Raw genomic sequence first — 16229 nt, forward strand, 5'->3', positions numbered from 1 at the left:
TAGCCATGTCGTTCTGTGAGCCAAGGAGTTGGTAGAATGTTTTGTCTTCCTAAGACCGCTTGGCCTCCGACTTGATCAGATCGAACGCCTTGACGACGGCACCGGCCGGCAACACCTCGATCTTCAGGTCGCCGCCGGTCATCGTATTGACCTTGCCGGCGAAGTCGACGGCGTACTCGTGGAAGATGTCTTTTTGCGGCCACGTGCTCTGCCAGCGCATCACGGTCGGGCCTTGTGCTTTCACGATTGCCGGAAAGCCCAGCGATACCGCCCCTGTGGCGCCGGCCGCCGCCCCAGCGGACGCGCGCCGAAGAAATTTCCGGCGCGCCGGTTCACTCTTTCTTTTCCTGTCGGACGTGGCCACGGCTGTCTCCCCAGAACCTGTTTCGCTGCACGATGCCGCCGGACAGCGAGGTATCTATCGCCCGCGACCCGATCGTCCGTTCAGCTGCCACTGCATTCTAGGTAGGCTGCTTTGTAACGCCAATGAAAGGTTAACCATTACGATACCCGGCGCACATGGCGGGTATCGGCATCATTTCCTGACGCTGCCGTCGGCCTCGTCGTTTGCGGTTCCGGCCGGCATCGCCGTCGCGCCGCTCATCACGATCCCGAGCGCCGGCGCATGCATGAAGTCGTCGCCGGACTGCCCGCGCAGCGTCTCGCGTGCAACATCGAGCCACGCGCGCGCGGCGTGCGACAGGTAGCCGTTGCGCCGCCAGCCGATCGCGATTTCCCACAGAATTTCCGGCTCGACGACGGGCCGGCACGTGAACTCCGCCGCATCGAGCCGGCGGCAGTACGGCGCCGGCAGCAACGCGATGCCGACGCCCGCCAGCACCAGCGCAACCATGAAGTCCCAATGCTCGCTGTGGCTCACGATGCCCGGTACAAAGCCGGCGACGCGGCACGCGTGCAGCACGACGTCGTTGAGCGCGAGACTTTCGCCGTAGAACACGAACGGCTCGGCGGCGAGATCGGCGAGCGGCACCTGTTTCATCGCGTCCCAGCGGGAGCCTTTGCGCGCGACGAGCCACAGGCGCTGACGCGTCATCGGCAGCGCGTCGATCCTGTCGGGATCGACCGGCAGCAGCACGCCGCCCAGTTCGAGTTCGCCGTCGATCAGCGCCGCCTCGACGGCGCGCGAGCCTTCCTCGATCAGCTTCAGCTCGACCTTCGGATAGCGCTGGCGGAATGCGGCGATGGCCGGCGTGAAGAGTGCACCGCCCATCGGCGGAATGCCGATGGTCAGCGTGCCGCGGCCGAGCGTGCCGAGGTCGTCGAGTTCTTTCTGTAGCTGCGCCTGCGCGGCGAGTACGTCCTGACCGCGTTGGTAGACGATCCGGCCGGCATCGGTCAGCACCATCTGGCGGCCGTCGCGCAACAGCAGCGGCGAGCCGATTTCGTCTTCGAGCGCCTTCACCATCTTGCTGATGGTCGGCTGCGTCACGTACATCTGCCCGGCAGCGACGGTGAAGCTTTGTTGCCGGACGACCTCGATGAAATAGCGAAGCGCGCGCAGTTCCACGATAAGGCTCCCGTTGTAAATGCCGCCCCGACGCGGCGCCGGTCCGGGCTGATGCGGCACCGTGTCAGTTCAATTCCGCTCAGCGCAGCAGGATTCCATTATGGAATGATTTCAATGTGTGTAAGTCATTATATTTATATCAGGGATAACCCTATACTCGCCTGACCATAAGCGATTTCAGGGAGTGGCCATGAGCGTTTCAGTCACGAAGTTCGCCGCGGGCGCGCGCTCGGCCGCCCTCGAGCCGGTCGTGCGTATTGCACGGATCGTCGCGCAATGCCTCGCGCTCGCGGGCGTCTGGTTCGTCGCCGACTTTGCGGTGAAGCGCATCGGGTTGCCGGTGCCGGGCGGCGTGATCGGCCTGCTCGCGCTGCTCGCCGCGTTGCTGTGCGGCGGCATCGCGCCGCGCTGGGTGAAAGCGGGCGCGGACTGGTTGCTGTCGGAACTGCTGCTGTTCTTCATTCCAGCCGCCGTCGCGGCGGTCCAGTACGGCGGGCTGTTTCGCGAGGACGGCTGGCGGCTTGCGCTCGTGGTCGCGGGCGGCACGCTGATGGTGATGGTCGCGGTGGCGTTCGCGGTCGAGCAGGCATCGCGTTTCGAGCGCCGGCTTGCGCTGCGTCGCGTGCCGGTTGTCGCGGGCCGCGCCGGTCGCGGCTGAAGGTCGCTTCGCGCGTCGAGTTAAACGCTAACGATACGGCCTCGCCATGACCGCATTCTTCACGTCCCCGCTTTTCACGTTCCTTCGCGCCGACGATGCGTCGCGCGCGATTGCTGCCGGGTGTCTCGTGCTGACAGTCGCGCTCTACTTCATGTCGAAGATGCTCTACGCGCGCGTGAAGACGATGTGGTTCACGCCGCTTGTCGCCGTGCCGATCGTGCTCGTGGCGATCGTCGCGCTCGCGCATATTCCGTATCGCGTTTACTTCCAGGACACGCGCTGGCTCATGTGGCTGCTCGGCCCCGCAACCGTCGCGTTCGCCGTGCCGATCTACGAGTATCGCGACTTGATGAAGCGGCACTGGATCTCGCTCGCGGTGGGAGTGGTGGTCGGCATCGTCGTCGCGGTGGGCGGCTCGCTTGCGCTCGCGAAACTGCTGCACCTGTCGCCCGAATTGCAGCGCAGCCTCATGACGCGTTCCATCTCGACACCGTTCGCGCTCGCGGTCAGCGACAAGATTCACGCGCCGAAAGACCTGACCGCGCTGTTCGTGATCGCGACGGGCGTGTGCGGCATGATCTTCGGCGAGCTCGTGCTCGCGCTGCTGCCGCTGCGCTCGCGCCTCGCGCGCGGCGCACTGTTCGGTGCGGCCGCGCACGGCGTCGGCACCGCGAAGGCGCGCGAGCTCGGCAGCGAGGAAGGTGTCGTCGCGAGTCTCACGATGATGATCGCCGGCGTCGTGATGGTGCTGCTTGCGCCATTGCTCGGCATGCTGCCTGTTTAAGGGCGATGCATGCGAGTGATGCATGAGCGGTAACGCGTGAGGCAGCGCGCGGCGCGAACGCTTCGAACATGCGGCCGCGAGGCGCGTTACAGCGCGCGTTCATCGGGCCCCATCACGGTAAATGCGGGTCGCACGCGCCATCCTGATTTGCTACAATCTGCGCTCGCCTTCGAGGAGCGTTGCGACGGGTTCCCGCCCGCCAGGCTCGAAGGTGGTCAATTCGAAGAGTAACTGCATCAAGCGCTTGCTCTTCGTATCGAACGGCGCTCACGTCAATCTTCTAATTTTCTTAGAAAGGAGGGCGTGATGAACGCCGCAGTTTACGATTCCAAAGACTCGAAAGATTTCGTCGTCGCAGACCTCGCGCTCGCAGGCTGGGGCCGCAAGGAACTGAACATCGCCGAAACGGAGATGCCGGGCCTCGTGCAGATCCGCGACGAGTACAAGACGCAGCAACCGTTGAAGGGCGCGCGCATCGCGGGCTCGCTGCACATGACGATCCAGACCGGCGTGCTGATCGAGACGCTGAAGGCGCTCGGCGCCGACGTGCGCTGGGCATCGTGCAACATCTTCTCGACGCAGGACCACGCCGCTGCCGCGATCGCCGAAAGCGGCACGCCGGTGTTCGCATTCAAGGGCGAATCGCTCGACGAATACTGGCAATTCACGCACCGCATCTTCGAATGGCCGAACGGTCAGTTCGCGAACATGATCCTCGATGACGGCGGCGATGCAACGCTGCTGCTCATTCTCGGCTCGAAGGCCGAGAAGGATCGCTCGGTGATCGCCAAGCCGACCAACGAAGAAGAAACCGCGCTGTTCAAGTCGATCGCGCAGCATCTCGACGTGGACGCGACCTGGTATTCGAAGCGCCTCGCGCACATCAAGGGCGTGACCGAAGAAACCACGACCGGCGTGCATCGTCTGTACCAGATGGAGAAGGAAGGCCGTCTGCCGTTCCCCGCGATCAACGTGAACGACTCGGTGACGAAGTCGAAATTCGACAACCTGTACGGCTGCCGCGAGTCGCTCGTGGACGGCATCAAGCGCGCCACCGACGTGATGATCGCGGGCAAGATCGCCGTGGTTGCCGGTTACGGCGACGTGGGCAAGGGTTGCGCGCAATCGCTGCGCGGCCTCGGCGCGACCGTGTGGGTGACCGAAATCGATCCGATCTGCGCGTTGCAGGCGGCGATGGAAGGCTACCGCGTCGTGACGATGGAATACGCGGCCGACAAGGCCGACATTTTCGTGACGGCCACCGGCAACTACCATGTGATCAACCACGATCACATGAAGGCGATGCGCCACAACGCGATCGTCTGCAACATCGGCCACTTCGATTCGGAAATCGATGTCGCTTCGACGCGCCAGTACCAGTGGGAAAACATCAAGCCGCAAGTCGACCACATCATTTTCCCGGACGGCAAGCGCGTGATCCTGCTGGCCGAAGGCCGCCTCGTCAACCTCGGCTGCGCCACGGGCCACCCGTCGTTCGTGATGTCGAACTCGTTCACGAACCAGACGCTCGCGCAGATCGAACTGTTCACGCAAGGCAACAAGTACGAGAACAAGGTCTACGTGCTGCCGAAGCAGCTCGACGAGAAGGTCGCGCGCCTGCACCTCGCGCGTATCGGTGCGAACCTGACCGTGCTGTCGACGGATCAGGCGAGCTATATCGGCGTCGACAGGAACGGTCCGTTCAAGCCGAACCACTACCGTTACTAGGCACGTTGCCGATTGCGCGCGGTGCGCCAGATGCATGGCATGCACCGCGCGCATTCGTGTTCAATGCGGACCGTGAGCACAATGTGAACATAAGGAGCCTTCGATGACCGTGCTGTTGACCTGGCTGATCAATGCGCTCGCATTGTTGATCATCACGTACCTCGTGCCGTCGATCCACATCCGCAGCTTCGGCACGGCGCTGATCGTCGCGCTCGTGCTCGGGCTCATCAACACGGTGTTGCGGCCGGTGCTGATCCTGCTGACGTTGCCGGTCACGATACTCACGCTCGGACTCTTCATTCTCGTCGTCAACGCACTGTGTTTCTGGCTGTGCGCGTCGCTGCTGAAGGGCTTCGAAGTGTCGGGTTTCTGGTCGGCGTTCTTCGGCTCGATTCTGTACAGCATCGTTTCGTGGCTGCTGTCCGCGCTTATTTTCGGCAATCGCAGTTTCGGCTAGCCGTCGCCGCGCGAGGCGCAACTTGCGGCGCGCGGCGGGCATGCTGCCATTGCCTATCGGATTCTGATCCGGACCATGAACCCTATGGAACTTTCATTCGAATTCTTCCCGCCTAAAACGCAGGAAGGCGTCGAGAAGCTGCGCGCGACACGCGAGCAACTGCTTGCGCTCAAGCCGAAGTTTGTGTCGGTCACATTCGGCGCGGGCGGCTCGACGCAGCAAGGCACGCTCGATACCGTCCTCGACATGTCGAAGGGCGGTCTCGAAGCGGCGCCGCATCTGTCGTGCATCGGCTCGTCGAAAGACGACCTGCGGCGCATTCTCGGCGAGTACCGCTCGCATGGCATTCGCCATATCGTCGCGTTGCGCGGCGACCTGCCGTCGGGCATGGGCGCGGTCGGCGAACTGCGCTATGCGTCGGAGCTCGTCAGCTTTATCCGCGCCGAGTCCGGCGACTGGTTTCATATCGAAGTCGCCGCGTATCCGGAATACCATCCGCAGTCGCGCACGCCGCGGCACGATCTCGAGAATTTCGCGCGCAAGGTGAAGGCCGGCGCGGACTCCGCGATCACGCAGTACTTCTTCAATGCGGACGCGTACTTCCAGTTCGTCGACGATGCGCGCAAGCTCGGCGTCGATGTGCCGATCGTGCCCGGCATCATGCCGATCACAAACTACTCGCAGCTGATGCGCTTTTCGGAAATGTGCGGCGCCGAAGTGCCGCGCTGGATCGCGCGGCGGCTCGAGAGTTTCGGCGACGACCGCGAAGCGATTCGCGCGTTCGGACTCGACGTCGTAACGGGGCTGTGTCAGCGGCTCGTCGATGCGGGTGTGCCGGGCCTGCATTTCTATACGCTCAACGCCGCTGCGTCGACCAGGACGATCTGCGAGCGGCTCGGTCTGTAGGCCGGATTCACGGCCAGGGCACACGGCCAGGACGCACGGCCAGGACGCACGGTCACGACTTGCGCGCCGGTTATAACCCGCCGCGCATAGCTCATGCTGCGATCGAAAACGTCTTGCGCGATCTTGCGCAAGACGTTCTGCCGCACAAGGCGGTTGATCGGGCCAATCGAGGGCGCCCGCGCCCGATTCCCATATACATGTTTGAACGTTTGCGCCACCGGATTTTGTCCGCTTGTGAGGGCCGGTAAAGCTCAGTAATATCGCGCTACGCTGGTTTTGACCGGTTACAAATCTGGAGGAAACATGAACCAAAACAGACTGTTGCGCGCGCTCCGGCTCACAATGCTAAGCGCGGCCGCAGCGGTGACGATGGCGGGCACGCAACTGGCGAATGCCGCCGACATCCCGAATAAAACCCTCGTCTACTGCTCAGAAGGCAGCCCCGCGGGTTTCGATCCAGCGCAATACACGACGGGCGTGGACTTCACCGCCAATACGTTCACCGTTTATAACCGTCTTGTCGAATTCGAACGCGGCGGCACGAAGGTCGAACCGGGCCTCGCCGAAAAGTGGGACGTGTCGCCGGACGGCAAAACGTATACGTTCCATCTGCGTCACGGCGTCAAATTCCAGACCACTTCGTTTTTCAAGCCGACGCGCGAGTTCAACGCGGACGACGTGATCTTCACGTTCCAGCGCATGCTCGATCCGAATCAGCCGTTCCGCAAGGCCTACCCGGTGCAGTTCCCGTACTTTAGCGACATGGGTCTCGACAAGCTGATCACGAAGGTCGAAAAGGTCGACCCGTACACGGTGAAATTCACGCTCGCCGAAGTGAACGCGCCGTTCATCCAGAATCTCGCAATGGAATACGCGTCGATCCTGTCGGCTGAATACGCGGACCAGCTGTTGAAGGAAGGCAAGGCCGCCGACATCAACCAGAAGCCGGTCGGCACGGGCCCGTTCATCTTCAAGAGCTACACGAAGGATGCGACGATCCGCTTCGACGGCAATCCTGATTACTGGAAGCCGAACACGGTCAAGGTCTCGAAGCTGATCTTCTCGATCACGCCCGATGCGGGCGTGCGCGTGCAGAAGCTGAAGGCCGGCGAATGTCAGGTGATGAGCTACCCGCGTCCTGCCGATATCGCGCCGCTGAAGGCCGACAACAACATCGCGATGCCGTCGCAAGCGGGCTTCAACCTTGGCTACCTTGCGTATAACGTCACGCACAAGCCGCTCGACAAGCTCGAAGTGCGCGAAGCGCTCGACATGGCGATCAACAAGAAAGCGATCGTCGATTCCGTGTATCAGGGCGCGGGCCAGCTCGCGACGAACCCGATGCCGCCGACGCAATGGTCGTACGACAAATCGCTGAAGGCAGCTTCGTACGATCCGGACAAGGCGAAGGCGTTGCTCGCGAAGGCCGGTTTCCCGAACGGCTTCGAGATCACGCTCTGGGCCATGCCGGTGCAGCGTCCGTACAACCCGAACGGCAAGCTGATGGCCGAGATGATTCAGGCCGACTGGGCGAAGATCGGCGTGAAGGCGAAGATCGTCACGTACGAGTGGGGCGAGTACATCAAGCGCGCGCACGCGGGCGAAGACGATACGATGCTGATCGGCTGGACCGGCGACAACGGCGATCCGGACAACTGGCTCGGCACGCTGCTCGGCTGCGACGCAGTGAATGGCAATAACTTCTCGAAATGGTGTTACAAGCCTTTCGACGACCTCGTGAAGAAGGGCCGCGAAACCAACGGTCAGGACGCGCGCACGAAGTTTTATGTGCAGGCGCAGCAGATCTTTGCGGAACAACTGCCGTTCTCGCCGATCGCACACTCGACTGTCTATCAGCCGATGAGCAAGAAGGTCACCGACATGCGCATCGAATCGCTCGGTTACCTGCGTTTCGACGGCGTCGGCATGCAGTAAGGCGGCACGTCGTGGCACGCGGCGGCGGGCGATATGCCTCGCGCCCCGCGGTAAGTTTTTCGCACGGTTAAGAAGACTGGTCGAAACTGTCCGGCGACGGGGTCACGAGCCCTTGTCGCCGGTTGCATTTTTCCCCATCCATACCATAGGGACGATCCATGTTCCGATTCGTTTTGCGCCGCATCGGGATGGTGATACCGACTTTCATCGGAATTACGATCCTTGCGTTCGCGCTCATCCACCTGATTCCAGGCGACCCGATCGAAGTGATGATGGGCGAGCGCGGCGTCGACCCGGCGCTGCATGCGGCGGCGCTTCACCGCCTCGGGCTCGACGAGCCGTTGCCGCTTCAATATCTGCACTACGTCGGACGCGCGCTGTCCGGCAATCTCGGTACCTCGATCATCACGAACACAAGCGTGATGGACGAGTTTCTGGCGCGCTTTCCAGCGACGGTCGAACTGTCGATCTGCGCGATGCTGTTCGCGCTCGTGGTCGGTTTGCCGGCCGGCGTGTTCGCCGCGCTCAAGCGCGGCACCGCCGTCGATCATGGCGTGATGGGCACCGCGCTGGCCGGTTACTCGATGCCGATCTTCTGGTGGGGCTTGATCCTCATCATGGTGTTTTCGTCGAAGCTCGGATGGACGCCCGTGTCGGGCCGCATCGCGGTCGAATACGACATTCCGCACGTAACGGGTTTCCTGCTGATCGACTCGCTGCTGCCGGGCACCGACGAGGGCTCGTTCCGCTCGGCGGTCAGCCATCTGATTCTGCCCGCGATCGTGCTCGGCACGATTCCGCTTGCGGTGGTCGCGCGCATGACGCGCTCGTCGATGCTCGAAGTGCTGCGCGAAGATTACATCCGTACCGCGCGCGCGAAGGGTTTATCGCCGGTGCGCGTGGTCGTCGTGCACGCATTGCGTAACGCGCTGATTCCGGTCGTCACCGTGATCGGCCTGCAGGTCGGCACGCTGCTCGCCGGCGCGGTGCTGACCGAAACGCTGTTCTCGTGGCCCGGCATCGGCAAGTGGCTGATCGATGCGATCAGCCGGCGCGACTATCCGGTCGTGCAGGGCGGGATTCTGATGATCGCCACGCTCGTTATCGTGGTGAACCTCGTCGTCGATCTGCTGTACGGCGTGTTGAATCCGCGCATTCGCCATACGAGGTAAAAGCAAGATGGCAGACCTTCAAAATGCAGTCCCGCAGGCGGTGACGCCGCCGAGCGGCCGCGCGCTCGCCGCCCGCGAATTCTGGGCCAACTTCTCGCGCAATCGCGGCGCGGTCGGCGCCGGCATCGTCGTGCTCGTGATGGTGTTCATCGCGATTTTCGCGCCGCTGATCGCTCCGCATAGTCCGATCGAGCAATACCGCGATTTTGTGAAGATTCCGCCCGCGTGGCTCGACGGCGGCAACTGGAAGTTCATTCTCGGCACCGACGAAGCGGGCCGCGACATTCTCTCGCGGCTCATGTACGGCGCGCGGCTGTCGTTCTGGATCGGTTGCGTGTCGGTCGTGCTCGCGCTGATTCCCGGCATCGTGCTCGGCCTGATCGCCGCGTTCTTCGACAAGTGGGCCGACACGCCGATCATGCGCGTGATGGACGTGCTGCTCGCGTTGCCGTCGCTGCTGCTTGCAGTTGCCGTGGTCGCGATCATCGGCCCGGGCCTGTTCAACACGATGTTCGCGATTGCGATCGTCGCGCTGCCGGGCTACGTGCGTTTGACGCGCGCCTCGGCGCTCGGCGAACTGCACAAGGAATATGTGATGGCGTCGCGCGTCGCGGGGGCCGGCACGCTGCGGCTCATGTTCTCGCAAGTGCTGCCGAACTGCACCGCGCCGCTGATCGTGCAGGCCACGCTCGGCTTTTCGTCGGCGATTCTCGATGCGGCCGCGCTCGGCTTCCTCGGTCTCGGCGTACAGCCGCCGTCGGCCGAGTGGGGCGCGATGCTCGCCTCCGCGCGCGACTATATCGACAGCGCATGGTGGATCGTCACGATGCCCGGTCTTTCGATTCTGATCTCGGTGCTCGCAATCAACCTGCTCGGCGACGGGCTGCGCGACGCGCTCGATCCCAAACTGAAACGGATGGCCTGACATGAGCGATTTATTGACCATCCGCAATCTCGCCGTCGACTTCGGCGGCCTCGCCGCGGTCGACCGCGTCAATCTCAATGTCGCGCCCGGGGAAGTGGTCGGCGTGGTCGGAGAATCGGGCTCGGGCAAGAGCGTGACGATGATGGCGCTGATGGGCCTGATCGACGCGCCGGGCAAGGTGACGGCCGACGAAATCACCTTCGACGGCAAGAACCTGCTGACCGCCCCGCCGAAAGAACGCCGCAAAATTATCGGCAAAGACATCGCGATGGTGTTTCAGGACGCGCTGACGAGCCTGAACCCGAGCTACACGGTCGGCTATCAGATCAAGGAAGTGCTGAAGCTGCACGAAGGGCTGCGCGGCGACGCGCTGAACCGCCGCGCGCTCGAACTGCTCGACCAGGTCGGCATTCCCGATGCGAAGAACCGCATCGGTTCGTTTCCGCACCAGATGTCGGGCGGCATGAACCAGCGCGTGATGATCGCGATGGCCGTCGCATGCAATCCGAAACTGCTGATCGCCGACGAACCGACTACCGCGCTCGACGTGACGATCCAGGCGCAGATCATGCAACTGCTCGTGCAGTTGCAGAAAGAGCGCGGCATGGCGCTCGTGCTGATTTCGCACGACCTGGCCGTGGTCTCGGAAGTCGCGCAACGCGTGGCCGTGATGTACGCGGGCGAGATCATCGAGACGAACCGCGTGCCCGATATCTTCGCGGCGCCTCATCATCCGTACACCGAAGCGCTGCTGGCGGCGATTCCCGAGCATAACGTCGGCGCCGTGCGGCTGGCGGCGCTGCCGGGCCTCGTGCCGGGCCGCGATGACCGGCCGAAGGGCTGCCTCTTCGCGCCGCGCTGCAAGTACGTCGTCGACGATTGCAGGAAAGCGCGGCCGCCGCTCGGCGGCTTGCCCAATCACGACAATACGGTTCGCGCGCGCTGCATCAAGCCGCTGAACCTGGCTACCGATGCGATTCGACCGGGAGGCGCACGATGAACGCAGTTCCTGAAACGGGCCATTCGGGCGCCGCGGCCGGCGGCGACCACGTGCTCGTCGCCGAGCAACTGGCAAAGCACTACGACGTGAAGCGCGGCATGTTCGGCCACGGCACGGTGAAGGCGTTGAACGGCGTGTCGTTTGCGCTGACGCGCGGGCGCACGCTCGCAGTCGTCGGCGAATCCGGCTGCGGCAAATCGACGCTCGCGCGCCAGTTGACGATGATCGAATCGCCGACTGCGGGACGCCTCCTGATCGACGGCGAAGATGTGGCCGGCGCCGATCACGCGAAGATCGCGGCGCTGCGCCGGCGCGTGCAGATGGTGTTCCAGAATCCGTTTGCGTCGCTGAACCCGCGCAAGACCGTCGAGCAGACGCTTGGCGAGCCGCTCGCGATCAACACGCCGCTTACCGCGAACGAGCGCGCCGAACGCATCGCGCACATGATGCGCATCGTCGGGCTGCGGCCCGAACACGCGAAGCGTTACCCGCATATGTTCTCGGGCGGGCAGCGTCAGCGGGTGGCGATTGCGCGGGCGATGATCCTCGATCCGCAGATCGTCGTCGCCGACGAACCGGTGTCCGCACTCGACGTCTCGATCCAGGCGCAGATTCTTAATTTGTTTATGGATCTGCAAGATGAGTTTAAGACCAGCTACGTCTTCATCTCGCACAATCTGGCCGTGGTTGAGCACATCGCCGACGACGTGATGGTGATGTATTTCGGCGGCATCGCCGAACTCGGCGACAATAAGACGATCTTCGAGAGGCCGCGTCATCCGTACACGCGGGCGCTGATGTCTGCGACGCCGTCGATCTTCGAAGCGGACCGGCGGATCCGGATCCGGCTGCAAGGCGAAATGCCGTCGCCGCTGAATCCGCCGTCGGGATGTACTTTCCATCAGCGTTGCCCGTATGCGATCGACCGGTGCCGTCAGGAGGAACCGAAGCTGCGTGAAGTGGATGGCCGTCAGGTTTCGTGTCACCGCGCCGAGGAGGTGGGGGACGCGGATGCCTGAAACGGCGGCGGCGCGCTGCGCGGTGCGCCGCTGCGTCGATGGCGTGCGGCACCGGGCGCACCTGCTGCGTGGGTTGCATGCGTTACGTTGGCTGCGCAGGGCGCCGCGCATGTTCATCGCGCTATGTTGCGGTCTGATGCTGGTGGCCGCCGCGTTTGCGGCGGTGGCCGGGTCCGCGCCGATGCCGCCGTGGCTCGCGGCGTGGGCGCCGGTCGCGTCGGCGTACGCGGCCGGCGAGGCGCCGGCGAACACGGCCGCGCAGGGGACGGCGCGGCCGACCTTGCCGCTGCCGCATCCGCCGGCCGCGCCGCCGCGCGTCGGTGCGCCGTCTACCAGTGCGTCGCCGCCGCCGGCGCCGGCGTCCTCGGGCACGACCACGGGCGGCCCGGTTCGCCCCGAGCCGGCCCGCATGCCGTTCTATGTCGCGACGCGCGGCGCGACGACCATCTATATTCTCGGCACGTTGCACGTCGGCGATCCGGTCGACTATCCGCCCGGGCAGCCGTTCCGGCGGCCGATTCTCGCCGCGCTCGCCGCCTCGCCGACGCTTGCGCTCGAACTGTCTCCGGACGATCTGCTCGTTTCACAGGACGATGTGTCGAAGTACGGCATCTGCCGGTATCCATGCCTGCCGAAGCTGTAAGTCGGAGGCCAAGCGGTCTTAGGAAGACAAAACATTCTACCAACTCCTTGGCTCACAGAACGACATGGCTACGATCCGACTTGCCGTGGCTCGCTTCGCTGCTCGTCGAGACCTACGATTCGCTGAGCGCCGGGCTGCAGACCGAGTACGGTACCGAGGCCCAGTTGCAGAATGTCTATTTGCGGCAACGCGGCCGGATCGTCGGGCTCGAGACGCTGGCCGAGCAGATGCGCGCCTTTACGAGCCTCAATCTCGCGCAGCAGCGCGAAATGCTCGCGCAGGATCTCGTGCAGACGCCGGCGGAGAACGTGAACGACGTGAAGGCGCTGCATCGGCTGTGGCGCGTCGGCGATGCCGACGCGCTTGCCGCATGGGAGGCCGCCAAGTCGGAGAAGCTCGCGCGCGACAAGCGCGTGTCGGCCTCGATCGACAACAAGATTCTTTATGAACGCAATCGCCGCTTCGTCACGCGGATGATCGCGATTTCCGCGCCGAACAGGCCCGTGTTCGTCGCCATCGGTGCGCTGCACCTCGGCGGCCGCAATGGCGTGCTGCAGTTGTTGCGGCAGCGCGGCTTCGTGGTCGAGCCGAGCTGATCATTCGCCGCGCACCAGCGCGTCGCGCATGCTTTCCACCACCGGCGCCCAGTCGCCGAGCGTCGTTTGCCGAAACAGCCGCGCAGTCGGATACCACGGCGAGTCGCTGCGGTGCTCGAGCCAGCGCCAGTCCGAGTTGGCGGGCAGCATGACCCACAGCGGCTTGCCCAGCGCGCCGGTCAGATGCGCGACGGCGGTATCGACGGTAATCACGAGATCGAGGTTGGCGATCAGTGCGGCGGTGTCCGAGAAGTCAGTCAGGTCCGCCGTGAAGTCGAGCGGGCGGATCGCTTCGGGCAGCGCGGCCAGTTGCGCGTGCGCCGCGCCTTTTTGCAGGTTGAGCCACGCCACCCCGGTCAGTTCGGTCAGCGGTGCGAGCGCCGCAAGCGGCATCGAACGATAACGGTCGTTGCCGAAGGTCGGACTGCCCGCCCAGACGAGGCCGATTTTCGGCTGCGCACCGACGGCTTCATGCAGACGCTCGCGCCAGTGCGCGATTTTCGCGGCATCGGCAAACAGGTACGGCACCGCGGCCGGGATGGTGTGCACTTCGGTGCCGACGACCGACGGCACGCTCATCAGCGAGATCCAGAAGTCGTAGTCGCCGCCCGGCGTGCCGGTCCACGCGCGGCGCACGCCGGGCACGCGTTGCGCGATGGCGAGCAACGGCGCGCGCACGCAGACGTCGACGATCGCGCCGCGTTCCGCGAGCACGCGCGCGTAACGCAAGAACTGGAACTGGTCGCCGAAACCCTGCTCGCGCACGAGCAGAATGCGCTTGCCGGCGATCGGCTCGCCGTGCCATTCGGGAATGCCTTCGACGGCGATCGCTTCATAGTCGCTTGCGCGCCAGCGTCGTGCGTATTCGGCCCAGCCGCGGCCGTAGTCGCCGCGCTTCAGATAGAGCCAGGCGAGATTCTGATGCGCGTCGGGCTGCCCGGGTTCGAGCGCGAGCGCCGCGCGATAGAACTGCTCTTCTTCGTCGTGGCGGCCCTGGGCGCCGAGCGAGGCGCCGAGACAGACAAGGTTCGTCGCGTTACCGTTCAGCGCGACGCCCTGCCGGTAGTGTTGTTCCGCGTCGCGGTATTCGCCGAGTTTGCCGAGCGCGGTGCCGAGATTCACATGTGCGTCGGCGAAATCCGGTTTCGCAGCGATTGCATGCCGGAAGTGAGCGGCGGCCGCGGCGAATTCGCCGCGCGCCTGCTGCGCGTTGCCCGCGTTGAAGTGCGCCTGCGCCGAATTCGGATCGAGCGACAGCGCGATCTGATATTGCGCGTAGGCGTCTTCATGACGGCCGAGCTTGTTCAACGACGAGCCAAGATTCACGTGGACGTCGACCAGTGTCGCGTCGATCGCGAGCGCGTGGCGATAGTGCGCGATCGCTTCTTCGAGCGCGCCTTGCGCCTGCAACGCGACCGCGAGGTTGTTATGCGCGTCGGCGAAGTCCGGCTTCAGCAGCAGCGCGTTGCGATAGCACTGCAGCGAGAACGCATGCTGGCCGCACGCCGCCGCGACGAGCCCGCGATTGCTCCAGCATTCGGCATTCGAGGCATCGAGCGCCAACGCGCGATCGAGCAGCGTGGCCGCGGCCGGATGTTCGCCAAGCTGATGTTGCAGTACGCCGTAGTAATGCAGCGCCTCGGGATGCTCAGGTATGCTTGCGAGCGTTTCGCGATAGAGCGCCTGGGCTTCGTCGAAACGGCCCCCGCGATGGGCCTCGAGCGCGAATGCGAGAGCAGTGGGGTAGGTTTGAGCAGCGGGTTGAGCAGCGGATCGGCCGACCCGATCGGGCTGAGCCGACGAAGAAGCAGACGAAGAAGACGAAGCAGACGTGCCGTCGGCACGAACAGGCGTGGCGGAATTGGACATCGCGGATCTCGGCGGAACGCCGGCGCGCGTTGCAGCGTGCACGCGCCGGACTGTGGATTTCGGATGCCCACAAGCTTAGGTCCGGGGTGCGCCAAGTTGCATCAGACGTATCCTAAATAGCGGCGACACGCCTGTTTTGCGGCTTGCACGGCGTGATCGCTTATCTCGAAAACGCGCAGAAACGAGACAGGGATACGACACGGATACGACAGGAAAGCGCGAACGGAACGCAGGCGCGTGCTTTCAGGCTCGCGCGCCCGCCGCCGCATGCACGCCGATTCCCGCGCCTTCGAGCGCGCCGCGAATGCGCCGCGCGAACGCGAGCGCATGTGGTCCGTCGCCGTGCAGGCAGATCGTCTGCGCGTTGATCGGCACCCACCGGCCATCGACAGCCTGCACGCGTCGCTCGCGCACCATCGTCAGCGTGCGTTCGAGCACGGCGTCTTCGTCGTCGAGCAGCGCGCCCGGTTCCTTGCGCGGCACGAGCGACCCGTCGGAACGGTAGCCGCGGTCGGCAAACACTTCCTCGATCGCGACGAGCCCCGCCTCGCGCGCGGCCGTGACGAGGCCGCTATTCGCGAGCCCGAATACGGCGACCGACGGATCGAAATCGTGCACGGCGCACGCGATCGCGTCGGCGATGCGCGCGTCGCGCGCCGCCTGGTTATAGAGCGCGCCATGCGGCTTCACATGCGCGATGCGTCCGCCTTCGGCCTGCGCGATCGCGGACAGCGCGCCGAGCTGATACAGCACGCCCGCGTAGATGTCGCCGGTCGGCAGGTCCATCTCCTTGCGGCCGAAATTTTCCGGATCGTTGAAGCTCGGATGCGCGCCGATCGACACGCCCTTCTGCACGGCCCAGCGCACGCAGTCGCGCATCGCATTGGCGCCGCCCGCATGCCAGCCGCACGCGATATTTGCCGAACTGACGAGATCGAGCAATGCTTCGTCGGAGCCGCAGCCTTCGCCGAGATCGGCGTTCAGATCGATTTCCATGATGTTCCTCAAC

The 16229-nt window shown here is 64.3% G+C and carries 13 protein-coding genes, 2 pseudogenes and 1 riboswitch; of the genes and pseudogenes, 11 read left to right on the plus strand and 4 right to left on the minus strand.

Going from position 1 to position 16229, the window contains the following annotated elements; genetic code table 11:
- Positions 1 to 58 precede the first annotated feature (58 nt).
- Together QYH69_RS26505 and QYH69_RS26510 are read right to left on the minus strand one after the other, a co-directional pair.
- Positions 59 to 364: pseudogene (locus tag QYH69_RS26505) on the minus strand (twin-arginine translocation signal domain-containing protein); the annotation flags it as partial.
- 171 nt (positions 365 to 535) lie between these two features.
- A complete protein-coding gene (locus tag QYH69_RS26510; RefSeq protein ID WP_308834697.1) occupies positions 536 to 1528 on the minus strand; it encodes a LysR substrate-binding domain-containing protein in 993 nt (330 codons plus the stop codon).
- Positions 1529 to 1718: 190 nt separating this feature from the next.
- Between QYH69_RS26510 and QYH69_RS26515 the strand changes: the two genes are divergently transcribed.
- The 11 genes and pseudogenes from QYH69_RS26515 to QYH69_RS26565 all read left to right on the plus strand — a co-directional run bounded on the left by QYH69_RS26515 (position 1719) and on the right by QYH69_RS26565 (position 13351).
- Positions 1719 to 2186 (plus strand): CidA/LrgA family protein, encoded by a 468-nt coding sequence (locus QYH69_RS26515; protein WP_308834698.1) that lies wholly within the window; start codon positions 1719 to 1721, stop codon positions 2184 to 2186.
- A 46-nt stretch (positions 2187 to 2232) separates the two neighbouring features.
- Positions 2233 to 2970, plus strand: coding sequence for an LrgB family protein (locus QYH69_RS26520; RefSeq protein WP_308834699.1), 738 nt, complete (start codon positions 2233 to 2235; stop codon positions 2968 to 2970).
- 165 nt (positions 2971 to 3135) lie between these two features.
- A riboswitch (S-adenosyl-L-homocysteine riboswitch) is annotated at positions 3136 to 3246 on the plus strand.
- Between the two features lie 30 nt (positions 3247 to 3276).
- Positions 3277 to 4698: an adenosylhomocysteinase gene (gene ahcY / locus QYH69_RS26525; protein ID WP_308834700.1), complete on the plus strand. Its 1422-nt coding sequence runs from the start codon at positions 3277 to 3279 to the stop codon at positions 4696 to 4698.
- A 103-nt stretch (positions 4699 to 4801) separates the two neighbouring features.
- On the plus strand, positions 4802 to 5155 hold the full coding sequence (locus QYH69_RS26530) for a phage holin family protein (protein ID WP_075158443.1): 354 nt from the start codon (positions 4802 to 4804) through the stop codon (positions 5153 to 5155).
- Positions 5156 to 5230: 75 nt separating this feature from the next.
- Positions 5231 to 6061 (plus strand): methylenetetrahydrofolate reductase [NAD(P)H], encoded by an 831-nt coding sequence (gene metF, locus QYH69_RS26535; protein ID WP_308834701.1) that lies wholly within the window; start codon positions 5231 to 5233, stop codon positions 6059 to 6061.
- Between the two features lie 303 nt (positions 6062 to 6364).
- Entirely contained in the window at positions 6365 to 7996 is a 1632-nt protein-coding gene (locus QYH69_RS26540) for an ABC transporter substrate-binding protein (RefSeq protein WP_308834702.1), read from the plus strand.
- A gap of 158 nt (positions 7997 to 8154) precedes the next feature.
- On the plus strand, positions 8155 to 9168 hold the full coding sequence (locus tag QYH69_RS26545; RefSeq protein WP_308834703.1) for an ABC transporter permease subunit: 1014 nt from the start codon (positions 8155 to 8157) through the stop codon (positions 9166 to 9168).
- Positions 9169 to 9175: 7 nt separating this feature from the next.
- On the plus strand, positions 9176 to 10093 hold the full coding sequence (locus QYH69_RS26550) for an ABC transporter permease subunit (RefSeq protein ID WP_308834704.1): 918 nt from the start codon (positions 9176 to 9178) through the stop codon (positions 10091 to 10093).
- Between the two features lies 1 nt (position 10094).
- Entirely contained in the window at positions 10095 to 11093 is a 999-nt protein-coding gene (locus QYH69_RS26555) for an ABC transporter ATP-binding protein (RefSeq protein ID WP_308834705.1), read from the plus strand.
- Positions 11090 to 12112 carry a peptide ABC transporter ATP-binding protein gene (locus QYH69_RS26560; protein WP_308834706.1) on the plus strand — a complete coding sequence of 341 codons (1023 nt, stop codon included), beginning with the start codon at positions 11090 to 11092 and terminating at the stop codon, positions 12110 to 12112. Before QYH69_RS26555 ends, QYH69_RS26560 begins: the two co-directional genes overlap by 4 nt.
- Positions 12105 to 13351: pseudogene (locus QYH69_RS26565) on the plus strand (TraB/GumN family protein). Before QYH69_RS26560 ends, QYH69_RS26565 begins: the two are co-directional and overlap by 8 nt.
- On the opposite strand, the gene QYH69_RS26570 reads toward QYH69_RS26565, so the two are convergent.
- Both QYH69_RS26570 and pxpA read right to left on the minus strand, forming a co-directional pair.
- Positions 13352 to 15220: a tetratricopeptide repeat protein gene (locus QYH69_RS26570; protein ID WP_308834707.1), complete on the minus strand. Its 1869-nt coding sequence runs from the start codon at positions 15218 to 15220 to the stop codon at positions 13352 to 13354.
- A gap of 243 nt (positions 15221 to 15463) precedes the next feature.
- Complete coding sequence (gene pxpA, locus QYH69_RS26575; protein WP_308834708.1) at positions 15464 to 16216, minus strand: 5-oxoprolinase subunit PxpA; 753 nt, start codon at positions 16214 to 16216, stop codon at positions 15464 to 15466.
- Positions 16217 to 16229: the final 13 nt, after the last annotated feature.

Source organism: Paraburkholderia sp. SARCC-3016 (assembly GCF_031119615.1).
Lineage (GTDB): Bacteria > Pseudomonadota > Gammaproteobacteria > Burkholderiales > Burkholderiaceae > Paraburkholderia.

What these genes read in the sequence shown, in the direction of transcription:
- QYH69_RS26515 (WP_308834698.1), top strand. Translation starts at nt 1,719, where the DNA reads ATGAGCGTTTCAGTCACGAAGTTCGCCGCGGGCGCGCGCTCGGCCGCC.
- QYH69_RS26520 (WP_308834699.1), top strand. Translation starts at nt 2,233, where the DNA reads ATGACCGCATTCTTCACGTCCCCGCTTTTCACGTTCCTTCGCGCCGAC.
- ahcY (WP_308834700.1), top strand. Translation starts at nt 3,277, where the DNA reads ATGAACGCCGCAGTTTACGATTCCAAAGACTCGAAAGATTTCGTCGTC.
- QYH69_RS26530 (WP_075158443.1), top strand. Translation starts at nt 4,802, where the DNA reads ATGACCGTGCTGTTGACCTGGCTGATCAATGCGCTCGCATTGTTGATC.
- metF (WP_308834701.1), top strand. Translation starts at nt 5,231, where the DNA reads ATGAACCCTATGGAACTTTCATTCGAATTCTTCCCGCCTAAAACGCAG.
- QYH69_RS26540 (WP_308834702.1), top strand. Translation starts at nt 6,365, where the DNA reads ATGAACCAAAACAGACTGTTGCGCGCGCTCCGGCTCACAATGCTAAGC.
- QYH69_RS26545 (WP_308834703.1), top strand. Translation starts at nt 8,155, where the DNA reads ATGTTCCGATTCGTTTTGCGCCGCATCGGGATGGTGATACCGACTTTC.
- QYH69_RS26550 (WP_308834704.1), top strand. Translation starts at nt 9,176, where the DNA reads ATGGCAGACCTTCAAAATGCAGTCCCGCAGGCGGTGACGCCGCCGAGC.
- QYH69_RS26555 (WP_308834705.1), top strand. Translation starts at nt 10,095, where the DNA reads ATGAGCGATTTATTGACCATCCGCAATCTCGCCGTCGACTTCGGCGGC.
- QYH69_RS26560 (WP_308834706.1), top strand. Translation starts at nt 11,090, where the DNA reads ATGAACGCAGTTCCTGAAACGGGCCATTCGGGCGCCGCGGCCGGCGGC.
- QYH69_RS26570 (WP_308834707.1), bottom strand. Translation starts at nt 15,220, where the DNA reads ATGTCCAATTCCGCCACGCCTGTTCGTGCCGACGGCACGTCTGCTTCG.
- pxpA (WP_308834708.1), bottom strand. Translation starts at nt 16,216, where the DNA reads ATGGAAATCGATCTGAACGCCGATCTCGGCGAAGGCTGCGGCTCCGAC.